This is a genomic window from Oryzomicrobium sp. (assembly GCF_021287045.1).
Classification (GTDB): Bacteria; Pseudomonadota; Gammaproteobacteria; order Burkholderiales; family Rhodocyclaceae; genus Oryzomicrobium.
Genome location: NZ_JAJTBG010000012.1, coordinates 51,016 through 66,611 on the forward strand (window position 1 = coordinate 51,016; position 15,596 = coordinate 66,611).

At 70.2% G+C, this 15,596-nt stretch carries 12 protein-coding genes and 1 tRNA gene; all 13 read right to left on the reverse strand.

Annotated elements, in window-relative coordinates:
* Positions 1–13: 13 nt before the first annotated feature.
* Positions 14–2,974: a PD-(D/E)XK nuclease family protein gene (locus LWW89_RS13785; protein WP_293265126.1), complete on the reverse strand. Its 2,961-nt coding sequence runs from the start codon at positions 2,972–2,974 to the stop codon at positions 14–16.
* A gap of 4 nt (positions 2,975–2,978) precedes the next feature.
* The gene (gene fdxA / locus LWW89_RS13790; protein ID WP_293265128.1) at positions 2,979–3,302 is read right to left on the reverse strand and encodes a ferredoxin FdxA; all 324 of its coding nucleotides are present in this window, start codon (positions 3,300–3,302) and stop codon (positions 2,979–2,981) included.
* 126 nt (positions 3,303–3,428) lie between these two features.
* Entirely contained in the window at positions 3,429–3,842 is a 414-nt protein-coding gene (locus LWW89_RS13795) for a DsrE family protein (protein ID WP_293265130.1), read from the reverse strand.
* On the reverse strand, positions 3,832–4,317 hold the full coding sequence (locus LWW89_RS13800; protein WP_293265132.1) for a hypothetical protein: 486 nt from the start codon (positions 4,315–4,317) through the stop codon (positions 3,832–3,834). The genes LWW89_RS13795 and LWW89_RS13800 overlap by 11 nt, the downstream gene beginning before the upstream one ends.
* 81 nt (positions 4,318–4,398) lie before the next feature.
* Complete coding sequence (locus LWW89_RS13805; RefSeq protein ID WP_293265134.1) at positions 4,399–5,574, reverse strand: diguanylate cyclase; 1,176 nt, start codon at positions 5,572–5,574, stop codon at positions 4,399–4,401.
* Between the two features lie 100 nt (positions 5,575–5,674).
* The gene (locus LWW89_RS13810) at positions 5,675–5,965 is read right to left on the reverse strand and encodes a hypothetical protein (RefSeq protein ID WP_293265136.1); all 291 of its coding nucleotides are present in this window, start codon (positions 5,963–5,965) and stop codon (positions 5,675–5,677) included.
* Between the two features lie 116 nt (positions 5,966–6,081).
* A tRNA-Sec gene (locus LWW89_RS13815) sits at positions 6,082–6,178 on the reverse strand.
* Between the two features lie 114 nt (positions 6,179–6,292).
* Complete coding sequence (selB, locus tag LWW89_RS13820; RefSeq protein ID WP_293265138.1) at positions 6,293–8,257, reverse strand: selenocysteine-specific translation elongation factor; 1,965 nt, start codon at positions 8,255–8,257, stop codon at positions 6,293–6,295.
* Positions 8,258–8,263: 6 nt separating this feature from the next.
* The gene (gene selA / locus LWW89_RS13825; protein WP_293265140.1) at positions 8,264–9,733 is read right to left on the reverse strand and encodes an L-seryl-tRNA(Sec) selenium transferase; all 1,470 of its coding nucleotides are present in this window, start codon (positions 9,731–9,733) and stop codon (positions 8,264–8,266) included.
* A gap of 30 nt (positions 9,734–9,763) precedes the next feature.
* A complete protein-coding gene (gene fdhE, locus LWW89_RS13830; protein WP_293265142.1) occupies positions 9,764–10,714 on the reverse strand; it encodes a formate dehydrogenase accessory protein FdhE in 951 nt (316 codons plus the stop codon).
* A gap of 167 nt (positions 10,715–10,881) precedes the next feature.
* Positions 10,882–11,508, reverse strand: a complete 627-nt coding sequence (locus LWW89_RS13835) for a formate dehydrogenase subunit gamma (RefSeq protein ID WP_293265144.1) — start codon at positions 11,506–11,508, stop codon at positions 10,882–10,884.
* A complete protein-coding gene (gene fdxH, locus LWW89_RS13840; RefSeq protein WP_293265146.1) occupies positions 11,505–12,407 on the reverse strand; it encodes a formate dehydrogenase subunit beta in 903 nt (300 codons plus the stop codon). Before fdxH ends, LWW89_RS13835 begins: the two co-directional genes overlap by 4 nt.
* A gap of 10 nt (positions 12,408–12,417) precedes the next feature.
* Positions 12,418–15,483 carry a formate dehydrogenase-N subunit alpha gene (fdnG, locus tag LWW89_RS13845; protein ID WP_293265148.1) on the reverse strand — a complete coding sequence of 1,022 codons (3,066 nt, stop codon included), beginning with the start codon at positions 15,481–15,483 and terminating at the stop codon, positions 12,418–12,420.
* Positions 15,484–15,596: the final 113 nt, after the last annotated feature.

The following is a 15,596-nucleotide window of genomic DNA, read 5'->3' on the forward strand; positions in this document are numbered from 1 at the left end:
CAATCATCCCGGGTCAGCCCCGGTGCGGGGTGCGGCACAGGCCGGCGGCCTCGCACCAGGCGCAGGCGCTGACGCTGCCGTGGGCCGGCAGGGGCGCGCGGGCGCGCATGTCGACGTAGGCCCGGGCGAGGCGCTCGGCCTGGGCTTCGCCAGCCTCCCCCGGGTCGCCCTGGACCGATACCTGGCCCACCTCCGCATCGTCCAGGGCCACGTAGGCCGCCTGGGAAACCGGAGGCAGATCGGCCGCTTCCAGCCCCGGGGCGGCAAGCCAGCCGTAGGCGGGCAGTTGCACGTCCTCGGGCAGGGCCTTCTTGAGGGCATCGATGCGTTTCAGCTTGTAGTCGAACAGGGCGGTGCCCTCGTCCGGGTGCACGTCGATGCGGTCGATGCGCCCCTTGAGGGTCACGGCACCGCCGTCGGCCAGGGGCAGCACCCGCTCGAAGGGCCGCTCGCCGTCCTGCCAGCGCCAGCCGGCGGCTTCCTTGCCGCGCTGCCAGTCCAGGTAGGCGGTGAGCCGGGCTTCCCAGCGCAGGCGCCAGGCCACCGACAGGTAGTGGTCCCCCACCACCGGGCGGAAGGCCTCGTCCACCGCCGCCTGGAGTTCGGCCAGGGCGGTTTCCGGCGCCAGGTCGGCGATGACCGGGTGGGCGCGGTGGAAGCCTTCCAGCACGCCGTGGATCAGCTCGCCGTAGCCGGCCTTGTCCAGCCCTTCGGCCACCTCGTCGGCCTCGCCCAGGCGGAGCACGCGGCGGGTGAAGAAGCGGTAGGGGCAGGCCACCAGGTCGGCCAGGGCGCTCACCGTCAGCGCCTCGGGCAGGTCGTCCGGGGTGAGCACCGGGGCGGCCTGGGCCAGGGGCGCCGGCAAGGGAACCTGCGGCAGGTCGGCCAGGGTGGCCGGGGGCGGCGCCTCGGGCAACCCCAGGGGCGGGCGCTTCAGGTCGTCGCCCCAGGCCAGGCGGTGCAGCAGGGAGAGACGGTCGAGACAGGGGGCGAGCAGGCGGGCCTCGCCGTCCCGCTCCTCCTGCCAGGTCACGGCCACCCGGGGCACGGTGGCGACCAGCAGGGCCAGGTCGGCCTCCAGCCGGGCGGCGCCGTCCGGGGCGGGCAGGCCCAGTTCGCGGCGCACCGCCTGGTTGAAGTAGGCCGACTCGGGCCGGGGCGGGGCGAGCTGCTCGGCGTCGCCCCCCAGGATCAGGGCGCCGTCGAAGGGGCGCAGCAAAGCGGCGGCCAGGTGGGTCATGACCACCGGACTGACGATGGTGCGGTCGCGGAAGGTTTCGGCCTCGCATTCCCGGTCGAGCCACTGGCGGAAGTCCGACAGGGTGAACGGCAGGGTCTCCCCGGCCAGTTCCTCGGCCCGGGTGGCGAGCAGGGTGAGCAGGGCCTCGCCGGCGGCGTCGCCGGACAGGGGCTCCAGGGCAGCCAGCCCTTCCAGGGCCCAGGTGAAGCGCTTGATCCACTCGGGCAGGGGCGCCGGACGGCGGCCGAGGCGGTTCACCGCCTCCTCGATGCGCACCAGCAAGTCCTGGGCGGCGGCCAGGGCCGCATCGTCGGCGGCGGGCAGGGCGCCGCCCTCGCCGGCGGCCTTGGCCAGCCGCTCGGCTTCCAGGCCCAGGGCGCGGCGGAAGCGGTCCAGGCCGGTGCGCACGTTGGCCCGGGCCACGGCCTTTTCCAGCGCCGTGGCGGCGGCCTCGCGGCGGCCGGCGGGCCAGTCGGCCAGGGCGAAGGGGGATTTGGCCAGGTCGAGCACGTCCCGGTGGTAGGCGCCGCCCTGCCCCGCGCCCATTCCCGCCCCGCCGCGGTGGCGGCCGGCCTGGCCCAGGGCCACTTCGAGCAGGCTGTCGGCCAGGGTGGCGGCCCGGGCGGTGGAGAGCTTCCAGCCGGTTTCATCGGCCACCCGCACGCCGTAGCGTTCCAGCAGGGCGCGCACCCGGCGGGCGGTGAGGCGGTCCTGGGCGATCAGGGCCAGGTGGGTGCGCCCTTCCCCCAGCCAGGCCAGCACCTGGGCGGTGGCGGCCCGGGCCTCGGCCTCCCGGCCCCGGGCGGGGATCAGGGCCAGGCGCCCGGCCAGGGGGGCGGCGGCACCGGGGGAAACCGGCAGGGCCGTGGCGATGGCCCGGGCCCGGGTGGCCAGGGGGGGCACTGTATTCGCTGCCTCCGCCCCATCCGGGGATTCCCCGCGTCGCGGCATCGGCCAGGCGGCGGCAAGAATGCGGGGGATGGCGCGGGTGGCGTCAGCGGCGCCAGGAGTGTCCGGCGCGCCCGCCATGCCGTCCCGGTCCGCCGGGCGCAGCACGGTGAGCGGCGCACGGCGGGCGTAGGCGGCGAGGAACTCGGCCTCGGCGCCTTCCCAGGGGCGTTCGCACACCACCACCAGGGGGCGGCTGGCGGATTCGGCCAGGGCGCCCAGGCGCAGGGCGTGGGCGGCGGCGCTGTCGGGACGGGGGTCGTCGCTCAACACCCGCCACAGCTCGTGCACCAGCCGGGCTTCGAGGGCCAGGGGCTGGCTGGCGGTGAGGCGGTAGGCGCTTTCCAGCCGGGCGACAAAGTCGTCGGCGCTGCCGGGCAGGCGCACGGCGTGGGCGGTAAGCTCGTCGAACAGGGTGAGCAGCTCGGCGGCCACGTGCCACAGGGCCCGGTCGTGGAACCAGGGCCGGCCGGCCAGGGCTTGGCGCAGCAGCAGCAGGCGGGCCGAATCCGGCAGGGGTGCGGGGCAGCCTTCGGGCAGGGGCTGGGCGGCGGCGAGTCGGGCCAGGGTGTCGCAGCGGGGCAGAAGGATCGGCCGGCCGGCGGCCCGGGCGATGGCGCGGCGCAGCTCGCCGGCCAGGTGCAGGTTGGGGGCGATCACCCAGCCCAGACCCGGATCGGCGCCGGCGGCGGCGAAGGCGTCCAGCACAAAGACCGCCGCCCGGTCCAGGAAGTCCGGGCCGGGCGGCAGGGTGTGGAGCGCGGGAGTGGCGTCGCGCAGGGTCAAGCGGTCAGCGCTCCAGGTGTTGGAGCTTATCCGGGGTGCCGTTCCAGTCGTCGGCGTCGGGCAGGGAATCCTTCTTCTCGGCCAGCACCGGCCACTGCTTGGCCAGCTCGGCGTTGAGGGCGATGAACTGGATCTGGGCCTGGGGCACATCGTCCTCGGCGTAGATGGCCTCGGCCGGACATTCGGGGACGCAGATCGAGCAGTCGATGCACTCGTCCGGGTCGATCACCAGGAAGTTGGGCCCCTCGTGGAAGCAATCCACCGGACAGACATCCACGCAATCGGTGTATTTGCACTTGATGCAGTTGTCGGTGACGACGAAGGTCATGACCGTTCTCCCGGAGTGGCGCCAAGGGCGCGGTAATGGTTGTGACGAACGGGACTATACCCCAGCCGGGAAGCGGCCGCATCGGCAGCAATGCCGATGGTGAGTCCCGATGGCGAGCCGGCCCGCTCAGAAGGTCAGGGTGCGCCAGTCCGCATCCAGGGTACGGCCGATGAAGGCGGCGGCGCCGGCCTGGGCGGTGACTTCAAGGCGCAGCTCGGCGGCGGGCAGTCCCTGGGCGGCCATGGCCGTGGGGCAGGCGTACATCTTCACCCCCAGGGCGGCCGCCTCGCGCAGGAAGTGGGCGACGCTCTTGCCGGCAGCGTTGACCTCGCCGGCGGCGGCGTACAGGGTTTCGGCGACGCCGGCGCGCAGCAGCTCCACCGCCCGGGCGGTGAAGTACATCTCCACCTCGGCGTCGAAGGCCGCCGCGGTGGCGGCGAAGTAGAAGGGGGTGGCGCAGCGCTGAGGCGCCTCGGGTTCGGCGGCCCAGACCAGGATGGCCAGGCGCTGAGGCGCCGTGCACTTCGCCTCAGTAGTCACGCAGGTGCTCCATGGTCAGCGGCGGGGTGAAGGTAGCCGGGTCGGTGAAACCGTAGACGTCCATGATGCGCTCGAACTCACCCCGGGCCTCGGCGTAGGACAGCAGGGCGCCCCGCTGCCCCTCCCAATCGAGGGGTGCCAGGCGGGCCAGCCAGACGCCGTAGGGATCCTTGTTGAGGGGCGCGGCGAGGGGGTCCAGGGCCGGGTTGGCGTCCACCATGCGCACCGCCAGGGGGGTCTTGATCGGAAAGACGGTCTTGCCCGCTTCGAGCAGGGCGAAGGAGCGGCCCGGGTCGAGCTCCACCCCCAGGGGCTTGGGCGAGAACAGGATGATCTCGCCGGACAGGGCCAGGCCCAGGGGGGTGATGCCGACGGTGAGCAGGCCATCGCCATCGGCATCGCGGCGAAACCACAGGTGGTTCTCGGGCCAGTAGAGCAGGTCGTCGGGAAAGGTGCAGCCGCGCAGTTTGGACATGGAAGGGACAGTGAAAAGCCGGCGCGAACGCCGGAAGATGAGGCCGGGAGCCATTGTGCCGGGGAACCGCCCCCGGGGAAATCAGCGCTCCGCCCGGGGCGGGGCCTGGCGGTAGCAGTTCTTGCCGGCGGCCTTGGCCGCGTACATGGCTTCGTCGGCTTCGGCGACCAGCTGGTCCGGATCGCCGCCCACCGCCATGGCGATGCCGATGCTGGCCCCGACCCGGGCGTCCGGACAGTCCGCCAGCAGGGGCCGCTGGACGGACATGCCGAGGCTGTCGATCAGCCGCTGGGCCAGGCGGGCGGCATCCTGGGCCGAAGCCACCTCGGGCATCAGCACGGCGAACTCGTCCCCGGCCAGGCGGGCCAACACGTCGCTCTCCCGCACCAGGCGGCGGAAGCGGAGCGCCACCTCCTTGAGCATGGCGTCGCCGGCCTCGTGGCCGAACCGGTCGTTGACCGCCTTGAAGCCGTCCAGGTCGATGAACAGCAGGGCCAGGGGCCGGCCGCGGCGCCCCGACTGGGCCCCCAGGCGCACCAGCCAGTCCATGAAGTAGCGGCGGTTGGGCAGGCCGGTGAGGGCGTCGTGGGTGGCCTCGTGGGCCAGGCGGTCCCCCAGGGCGCGCTTGCTGCGGATTTCCTGGGAAACGGCCCAGTAGGTGCCGATCAGGCCGAGCAGGGTCATGCCGCCGAACAGCATCAGGCTGAAGCGGGACTGGCTCGCCCGCTCCTTGCTGTCGGCGATTTCCTGGCGCAACTCGTCCCGCTTGGTGTGGTAGGGCAGGCCGATCACCACCCGCAGCCGGTCCATCAGTTCCTTGCCCTGGTGGCTGTCCACCACCCGCATCGCCACCTCCAGCCCCTTGGTGTTGCGCAGATGGATGGTGAAGGCCAGCTCGGTCATCTTTTCCCGGCGCAGGCTGTCCATCTCGTCGAGGAGCGGCAGCCACTGGGGATCGTCGTCCAGGCGGTCGCGCAGGTAGGTGGCCAGTTCCTCCTGGTGGCGCACGGTGCGGAAATAAGGCTCCAGGTAGCCGGCCTCGCCGGTGAGCAGGTAGCCGCGCTGACCGGTCTCGGCGTCGCGCAGGTTGCCCAGCATCTGCTCCAGGGCGAGCAGGGTCTCGTTGATGCGCAGGATGCGCTGCTCGCTCTCCAGATAGGCGCGCCCGTCCTTCACCGCAAACCAGGCCGAGGTGGCGAACACCGCGAAGCCGATCACGAAGGCAGCGAAGATGATCCGTTCGAGGGGCAGGCGCATGGCGGAGGGGCGAAAGTGTCTGGCGAAAGCTGGCAGGGCGGACGGCAGGCTAGGCAATTGGCCCTGCCGCGTCAATCCGGCGGCCCCGCCTCACCCGGCATCAGGCATCGGGCGCCCGCGGCCGGGCGGCCAACCAAGCCTCCAGGTCGCACCGTTCGATGAAGGTTTCCTGGGGGTTGATATTGCCCGGCAGCTGGTGGCCTTCCCACTGTTCCGAGGCCCAGCGCTTGACGTTGGCGTGCAGCTCGCCGTGCTCGATGGCCTGGGCCAGGGCCCGGGCGGCGTCGTGGGCGGACAGGCCGGTACCGGCCATGGCCAGGGCGGCGTCGTGAAGGCTCAGGGCAGATGCTGGCACGGGGGTGGTGCGCGGTTCGCGCGTCGAGGTTTCCATCGCGTCCTCCTTTCGGCGTCCGGGTCGGTGCCCCGGTTGCCAGGATAGACCCGGCGGCGGGCCGATGGTGCCACGGCACCGCGCCCTTGTGACCCAATTCACGGCGTTGGAGGAAGTGGCGGAAGGGAATGGGAGTCGAACCCACCTGGGACCGGCTGACGGCCCCATCCGGTTTTGAAGACCGGCCGCCCCACCGGGGAACGCCGCCCTTCCGCATTGTCGCCATGGCGCACACTGCCTTGCCGCCACACCGTGACACCGCCGAAGCGGATGGCACGCCGTCGGCGCGCCCGCCTCCGCTACCACCGGGCAGCGGGAGGCCGCATTCTACCTGACCGGCGGCTCGCCCCGAAGCCCGTGGGACTGGGCCGCGCCGGTGCCGATGCGGCGGGTGTAGCCGACCCGGTCGAAGAATTCGAGAATCTGGATGGCCCGCTTGCGCCCCAGCCCGGTGGCATCGCGGAAGGCGGCGGCCTTGATCGATCCGCCCTCCCCCGCCGCCAGGGATTCGGCGATGGCCACCAACCGGCGCAGGGCCTCGGGAGCATAGAACAGGTCCTTGACCACCTGGAACACCTCGCCCCGGGCCGCCAGCTTTTTCATCAAGCGGCGCGCCTCGGGTTCCGGCGCCCCCAGCCGGGCGGCGATGTCGCGCACCCAGGGTGGGTCGAAGGATTCGTCGAGCAGCCAGGGCAGCAGCTTGTCAGCCTGCTGGCGCTCCCGGGCGTCCAGTTCCACCGTGTGCTCCGGCAGGTGCCAGGCGGCGCCGGAGAGGACGACGCGGCCGGCGCCGCGCAGGGTTTCCAGCAGGTCGAGGAAGGCCGCCGACGCCAGTTGCGGCAGGGCCATGCGGCGCAGGCGCTCCCGTTCCACCCCCACTTCGTCGGCGAAGGCCTCGTGGTGCGCCCCCAGGCGGGCCACCACCACTTCCTGCAACGCCTGCCAGCGCAGGGCGGCGAAGGCCCGGCCGGCCCGGGGCGAAAGTACCGTCCCGGCCGGCAGGGCCAGGCCCTCCGGGGCCAGGTTGTGGGCGGCGGCCAGTTCGGCCAGTTCCACGCCCCAGGGGGCGGCCTCGATCAGGGCCTGGAGGCACTGCTCGGGGTCGGGGATTTCCAGGGCGGCCAGCACCGCCAGCCGCTCCGGGCTCTTGCGTCGCCGCGCCGGACCGAAGGGGTCCAGGGCCACCGCCCCGCCCAGGGTGTGCTGGGCGGCGCCGTCGCGCAGCACCAGCCGGTCGCCATGGCACACCGCCAGGGGATGGTCGAGCACCAGCTGGGCGTAGGTGGATTCGCCCGGGGCCAGGGTGCCGGCCTCGTTGAGCAGGGCCACCCGGGCGGTGCCGTGGGCGGCGCCGTGATGCACGTGCACGGCAGTCCAGTGGCACAGGGGACGGGGCGTATCGGCGAGCAAGGCAAGGCGCACGTCCACCCGGGTGCGCTCGGCGGGGCGGGCGAGGAAGTCCGCCACCAGCCAGTCGCCCCGTTCCACGGCGCCGTGGTCGATGCCCACCAGGGCCAGGGCCAGGCGCTGGCCGGCGTGGCCGGACTCGGCTGGCCGGTTGTTGGCGTGCAGGCTGCGTACCCGCACCGTTGCCGCCAGTCCCCGCTCCGGGGCGAACACGGTGAGCTTGTCGCCGCCCCGCACCCGGCCGGCGAAGGCGGTGCCGGTGACCACGGTGCCGGCGCCGGCCAGGGCGAAGCTGCGGTCGATGGCGAGGCGGAAGCCCCGGCCATCCACCTTGTCCCGAGCCGTGCCGGCATCGCCGCCCTGGGCCAGCAGCCAGGCCTTGAGGGCCACCACGCCCGGGTCGGCCGGGCCGTTGGCGGCGGCCACCGGGAAGCAGGGCGAACCGGCCAGGGGCGTGCCTGCCAGCAGGGCGGCCACCTCCCGCTCCACCTGGGCGATGCGGGCAGCGTCCACCCGGTCGCACTTGGTGATGGCGACACAGCCCCGGGCGATGCCGAGCAGGGTGAGGATGGCCAGGTGCTCCCGGGTCTGGGGCATCACCCCGTCGTCGGCGGCCACCACCAGCAGGGCCAGGTCGATGCCGGCGGCGCCGGCGAGCATGGTGGGGATGAATTTCTCGTGGCCCGGCACGTCGATGAAGCCGAAGTCGGCAGCATCCCCGGCCCCCCCCTCCCCCGCCGCCCCATCCGGCAGGTAGGCGTAGCCGAGCTGGATGGAGATGCCGCGGCGTTTTTCCTCGGGCAGCCGGTCGGTGTCGACGCCGGTCAGGGCGCGGATCAGGGTGGTCTTGCCGTGGTCGATGTGGCCGGCGGTGCCGATCAGCATGGCGGGTTACTTTCCTGAGACGAATTGAGCGACGAACTGGGCAACGAAACGGGCCTCGTCCTCCGGGCGCAGGCAGCGCAGGTCGAGCCACAGGGCGTCATCCTGGAGCCGGCCGACCACCGGCTGGGGCAGGCCGCGCAGGGCTGCTTCGAAGCGCTTCAAGCGGCCGCCGGCGCCCTTCCTCTCGGTCGGGGCGATCACCAGGGCGGTGGACGGTAGGCGCTCCACCGGCAGGGAACCGGAGCCGATCTGGGAGGCGGTATCGCGTAGATCGAGCATCCACGCGCCTTCCAGGGCAGGGGCCAGGGCGTCGCGGAGGCGTTCGGCCTGGGCGCGGATGTCGGCGGCGGAGCGGGCGAGCAGGCGCAGGGTGGGCAGGGTGTTCGTGAGCCGATCCGGGTCCCGGTACAGGCGCAGCACCGATTCTAGGGCCGCCAGGGTCAGCTTGCCGACGCGCAGGCAGCGCTTGAGGGGGTTCTTCTTGATTCTGCCCACCAGGTCGCGGCGGCCGACGATCAGGCCGGCCTGGGGGCCGCCCAACAGCTTGTCGCCGGAGAAGGTGACCAGATCGGCGCCGTCGGCCAGGGCTTCCTGGGGCAGGGGTTCCTTGGGCAGGCCCAGGCGGGTCATGTCGGTCAGGGCGCCGCTGCCCAGGTCCTCGGCGAAGGGCAGGCCGTGGCGGTGGGCCAGGGCGGCCAGTTCCGCGGTGCCGACGCTCTTGGTGAAGCCCACCACGGCGTAATTGCTGGTGTGGATCTTCATGATCAGGCCGGTGCGCGGGGTGATCGCCGCCTCGTAGTCGGCCAGGTGGGTGCGGTTGGTGGTGCCCACCTCGACCAGCTTGGCGCCGGCCCGCTTCATGATGTCCGGCACGCGGAAGGCGCCGCCGATCTCCACCAGCTCGCCCCGGGAGACGATCACTTCCTTGCCCTTGGCCAGGGTGTTGAGCAGCAGCAGCACGGCGGCGGCGTTGTTGTTGACCACCGTCACCGCCTCGGCGCCGGTGAGTTCCTGGATGAGCGGATTGACCAGGTCGTCGCGGTCGCCGCGGCCGCCGCTGGCCAGGTCATATTCCAGGGCGGCGGGGTGGATCAGGGCCTCGGTCAGGGCGGCGATGGCCGACTCGGGAAAGAGGGCCCGGCCCAGGTTGGTGTGCAGCACCGTGCCGGTGAGGTTGAACACCGGGCGCAGGTGAGGCGTGGCCCGGGCGGCCAGGCGGCCCCGGGCTTCGGCGAGCAGTTCGGCGGAGGTGACGGCCGCTGCGGCGCCGGCGCGGATGCGCTCCCGGGCGGATTCCAGGGCGGCGCGCAGGGCGGCGGTGGTTTCCTGGCGGCCGTGGGCCTCGAGGAGATCGCCGGCGGCGGCCAGCAACTGGTCGGTGGAAGGCAGAGTGCGGAGGGTGGCGGCGACGGCGGCGGTATTGACGTTGCCCGCCGCCGGCTGCCCTTCCCCACGGCCATGGACCATGGACGTCATGGGGGAATCCTTATCGAAAGGGTCGAAAGATCAGGGGGCGAAGTAGAACAGGTTGCGCCCGGCGCGCTGGTAACCGGCGTCGTCCACCAGCATGTCGAGCATGAGGGTGGCCAGGTCGTCGGCGAAGGGCTCGGCGTTGGGGTCCTTTTCCAGGGACACCAGTTTCAGGGCCGATTTGCACTCGTCGCAGGTTTCCACCTGGACGGCCTTGAAGCGGTCGGCCCCCTCCCCGTCCAGGGCCGAGTAGGCGATGCCCTTGGTGCTCTGGCAGGGCACGCATTTGATGCGGGTGACGTGCCATTCGCTGGCGCACAGGCCGCACACGGCGTAGCGCACGCCGTGGCCGCCTTCGCCGATGCGCACGATGGACGACACCGGATGGCTGCCGCACACCGGGCACAGGCTGCCTTCCTCGCGCACGAACACGTCGCCGGCCTCCAGGGCACGGGCGCGGCGGGTCCAGTCCACTTGCAGGGCGGCGCCGATGAAGGGGGCATAGCCGGTGTCGAAGCCCGGCTCGGCCTTGAGGATGAGGCGCGCCTCCTTGGCCAGCGCATCGGCGCCCAGGCCTTTGAGGCGGGCGATGATGTCCCGGGCCGGAGCCGGGGCGAATGTCTGGGCTTCTTCGAGAATGAGGGCCAGGGCCTGGCCGAAGGCGCCAAAGGCCGAGGCGTCCAGGTCGCCGCCCTGGGCGTCGAGGAGCGGCATGCCGTGGCTGCGGCAGCGTTCGGCGAGGGCGGCATCGGGCCGGGCGGCGGGCTTGAGGGCAGCCAGGGCCCGGTCCTGCACCGCGATCAGCCGGGCGCAGAAGTTGAGGTACTCGCCCATGGCGTGGCCCCGGGCCAGGGAAGTGAGGCGTGCCGCCCGGGTGGCGAACAGGTCGGCCGGAGGCAGGCGCAGGGTGTCGGGGGCCGGGGCGCGCTGGGCGGCGATTTCTTCGGCCGAAAGAACGGACTTGATGGGGATGGTGGTGGCAGTCATGGCGGCAGTCGGGGCGTCGCTCGGGAAGGCGATGGAAGTCTAATTGTCGTCGTAAAAGCCGCGGCGCGGAATCGGACGATTCCGCGCCGCGGACGAGGCCCGCACAAAACGGGCCCGGGCATGGGCAGAAACACCGCGCCGGAGGCGATCCGGCGCGGGCCGGCGGCTTACTTGCCGGTCATTTCCTTGTACCAGGCGCGGTGGTGCTGCTTGGCCCAGGGCCGGGTCACCGTACCGTACCACATGGCGCGGATGGTGCCCTTGACCCAGATGGCGGCATACACGTGGACGAAGATGAGGGCGATCATCACCGCCGCCACCGCCGCGTGCACCACGGCCCCCAGGCGCACCACGCCCACCGGGAAGAACCCGGAGAAGTAGGCGCGCCAGATGAGGATGCCAGAGACGAACAACAGCGCCATGCAGACCACCAGCGCCCAGAACAGCATCTTCTGGCCGCCGTTGTACTTGCCCATGATGGGCATGTTGTGGTCGTCGCCGTTGACCATCTCCTTGGCCCGCTTGAGCCACTCCCAGTCGGTCGGGGTCATGACGTTGAGCTTCCAGAAGCGCACCGCCATGGCGGCGAAGGACACCGCCATCAGCACCCCGAGGAAGGGGTGCAGGATGCGGGTCCACACGCCGCCGCCGAACAGCATGGAGAGCGGCCAGAAGGCCGGGTGGAACAACGCCAGACCGGACAGGGCGATCAGGATGAAGCTGATCCCCACCACCCAGTGGTTGGCTCGCTCGGAGGCGGTGTAACGCTGCAGGTCGTTGGGATCGCGCTTCATTGCTTACCCTCCTCTTCCAGTTCCTTCTCGACTTCCTTCTCCGTTTCCTTGGATACCTCGTTGGGCCCCTTGGTGACGTAGTGGAAGAGGCTGCCGATCGCCACGGCGGCCAGACCCAGGGTGGCCAGGGGCTTGGTGACCCCCTTCCACAGGGAGACCATCGGGCTGATGGCCGGATCGGTCGGCAGGTCGTGGTACAGGCCCGGCTTGTCGGCGTGGTGCAGCACGTACATGACGTGGGTGCCCCCCACCCCTTGCGGGTCGTACAGGCCGGCGTTGCCGTATCCCCGTTCCTTGAGCTCGACCACCCGCTCCTCGGCGATGTCCTTCATGTCCTCCTTGGACCCGAAGGAAATGCAGCCGGTGGGACAGACCTTGACGCAGGCCGGCTCCAGGCCCACCGCCACCCGGTCGGAACACAGGGTGCACTTGTACGCCTTGTGGTCCTTCTCGGAGATGCGGGGCACGTTGAACGGGCAGCCGGTGATGCAGTAGCCGCAGCCGATGCAGTTTTCCTGCTGCATATCGACGATGCCGTTGGCGTACTTGATGATGGCGCCGGGCGACGGGCAGGCCTTCAGGCAGCCGGGGTCCTCGCAGTGCATGCAGCCGTCCTTGCGGATCAGCCACTCGAGGCCCCGTTCCTGGGACTCGACCTCGCTGTAGCGCATCACCGTCCACGAGTTGGCGGTGAGGTCGCGGGGGTTGTCGTAGGTGCCGTGGTTCTCACCCACTTCGTCGCGGACGTCGTTCCACTGCATGCACGCCACCTGGCAGGCCTTGCAGCCGATGCACTTGGTGACGTCGATCAGCTTGGCGACTTCCAGGGTCTTGCGGATGCCGGGCGGCGGCGTGGTGGTCGCCGAGCGGGCCGCGATGTCTAGAGATTGCAAAGGCATGGCGGTCTCCTCAGATCTTCTCGACGTTCACCAGGAACGACTTGAATTCCGGCGTCTGGCTGTTGGCGTCGCCCACGAACGGGGTCAGGGTGTTGGCGATGTAGCCGTTCTTGGCTACCCCCTTGAAGCCCCAGTGGATGGGAATGCCCACCTGATGCACGACCTTGCCGTCCACCGTGATCGGCATGATGCGCTTGGTCACCACCGCCACGGCCTTGATGTAGCCGCGGTTGGAGCTGACCTTGACGCGGTCGCCGGCCACGATGCCCTTCTCCTTGGCCAGGCCCTCGCCGATCTCGACGAACTGTTCCGGCTGGATCACGGCGTTGGACTCCACCTGCTTGGTCCAGTAGTGGAAGTGCTCGGTGAGACGGTAGGTGGTCGCCGGGTAGGGGAACTCCTTGGCCTTGCCGAACGCTTCCATGTCGCCCTTGAACACCCGGGCGGCCGGGTTGTTGCGGGCCTTGGGGTTGTTCGGGTGCATCAGGTTCACCTCGAGGGGCGACTCGAACGGCTCGTAGTGCTCGGGGAACGGGCCTTCGTTCATGCCGCCCCGGGCGAAGAAGCGGGCCACGCCCTCCGGGTTCATGATGAAGGGCCCCATGCCGTCCTCGGGGGCCGAGTCGACCTTGAAGTCGGGCACGTCGGAACCGGTCCACTTGGTGCCGTCCCACCAGATCTGCTTGCGCTTCGGATCGAAGGGCTTGCCGGAGGGGTCGGCGGAGGCGCGGTTGTAAATGATGCGCCGGTTGGCCGGCCAGGCGAAGGACCAGTTGAGGGTCTGGCCGTTGCCCCACGGGTCGGAGTTGTCGCGGCGGGCCATCATGTTGCCCTTTTCCGTCCAGGCGCCGGAGAAGATCCAGCAACCGCAGGCGGTGGAACCGTCGTCGCGCAACTGGGCGAAGCCGTCCAGCAGCTCGCCGCCCTTCTTGACCACCTTGGACGGGTCCTTGGGGTCGAGCAGGTCGACGAGGGCCTTGCCGTTGTACTCCTTGGCGATTTCCTCGGGGCTGGGCGAATCCGGAATCTTGTAGCCCCAGGTGAGGTTGAGGATCGGGTCGGGGAAGGCCCCGCCATCCTTCTTGTACATCTCCTTCAGCTTGAGGAACAGGCCGGCCATGATCTCCTGGTCGGTGCGCGCATCACCCGGGGGCTCGGCGCCCTTCCAGTGCCACTGGAGCCAGCGGCCGGAGTTGGTGATGGAACCGTCCTCCTCGGCGAAGCAGGTGGAGGGCAGGCGGAACACCTCGGTCTGGATCTCGGCCGGGTTCACGTTGTTGAACTCGCCGTAGTTCTTCCAGAACTCGGAGGTGTCGGTGGCCAGCGGGTCGATGATCACCAGGAACTTCAGCTTGGACAGGGCGGCGCCCACCTTGGCCTTGTTGGGGAACGAGGCCAGCGGGTTGAAGCCCTGGGCGACGTAGCCGGTCATCTTGCCCTGGTGCATCAGCTCCATGACCTGCAGCACGTCGTAGGTCTTATCCAGCTTGGGCAGGTAGTCGTAGGCGAAGTTGTTGTCCTTCGTCGCGGCGTTGCCGTACCAGGCCTTGAGGTTGCTGACGAGGAACTTGGGGAAGTTCTGCCAGTAGCTCATCTGCCCCGGCCGCATCGGCTTCTGGGTGCGGGACGCCAGGTAGGCCTGGAAGTCCTGCTCCTTCTCGCCCGGCAGGGTCATGTAGCCCGGCAGCAGGTTGGAGAGCAGCCCCAGGTCGGTCAGGCCCTGGATGTTGGAGTGGCCGCGCAGGGCGTTCATGCCGCCGCCCGCCTTGCCGATGTTGCCCAGCAGCAGTTGCACCATGGCGCCGGTCCGGATCATTTGCGAGCCGGTGGAGTGCTGGGTCCAGCCCAGGGCGTACATGATGGTCATCACCCGGTTCGGCGCGGCGGCGGAGCCGATCATCTCGCACACCGTGAGGAACTTGTCCTTGGGGGTGCCGCAGATCTTTTCCACCAGTTCCGGCGTGTAGCGGGAGAAGTGGGCCTTCATCAGGTTGAAGACGCAACGGGGGTGCTGGAGGGTCGGGTCGGTGACGACGTAGCCGTCCTTGCCGATCTCGTATTCCCAGGTACTCTTGTCGTACTTGCGCTTGGCCTCGTCGTAGCCGGAGAAGAAGCCGTTCTCGAAGGCATAGTCCTCACGCACGATGAAGGTCATGTCGGTATACGACTTGACGTACTCGTGGTGAATCTTGTCGTTGGCGATGAGGTAGTTGATGACGCCGCCCAGGAAGGCGATGTCGGTGCCGGTGCGGATGGGGGCGTAGAAATCCGCTTGGGAGGCCGAGCGGTTGAAGCGCGGGTCCACCACGATCAGCTTGGCTTTGTTGTGCTGCTTGGCTTCCACCACCCACTTGAAACCGCAGGGGTGCGCCTCGGCAGCGTTGCCGCCCATGATGAGCACAACGTCAGCGTTCTTGATGTCCGTCCAATGATTGGTCATCGCGCCGCGGCCGAACGTCGGGGCAAGACTTGCCACCGTGGGGCCGTGTCAAACGCGAGCCTGGTTGTCGAACGAAAGCATCCCCAGGCTACGGACCACTTTGTGGGTCAGGTAGCCGGATTCGTTGCTGGAAGCGGAAGCGGCGAGGAAACCGGTGGTCAGCCAGCGGTTGACGGTCAGTCCGTCGGCGGTCTTGGCGACGAAGTTGGCGTCCCGGTCGGCCTTCATCAGCTTGGCGATGCGGGTGAACGCTTCATCCCAGGAAATGCGCTTCCACTGGTCGGAACCGGCTTCGCGCACCTCGGGAAACTTCAGGCGGTTCTTGCTCTTGACGAAGTCGAGCAGGCCGGCGCCCTTCGGGCACAGGGTGCCGCGGTTGACCGGATGGTCCGGGTCGCCTTCGATGTGGATCAGCTCGGAATGGGCGTTTTTGGCCCGATCCCCCAGGCTGTACAAGATGATCCCGCAACCCACCGAGCAGTACGGACAGGTGTTGCGGACCTCCGTGGTCCGGGCGAGTTTGAAGTGGCGGGTCTCGGCCATGGCGGCGGTGGGCGAGAAGCCCAGCACGGCCATGGAGGATCCGCTCACACCCGCGGCGCAGACCTTGAAGAACTGGCGCCTTGAGAGTTGCATTTCCCCTCCTTTTGGGTCGTTAACAACGCGTGATACAGCCTTGTAACTGCAACAAACGTGCCGCTGCCCGAACCCGGCCAAACGGACTGCCAAATCAACCAGTTGCCGGGGTC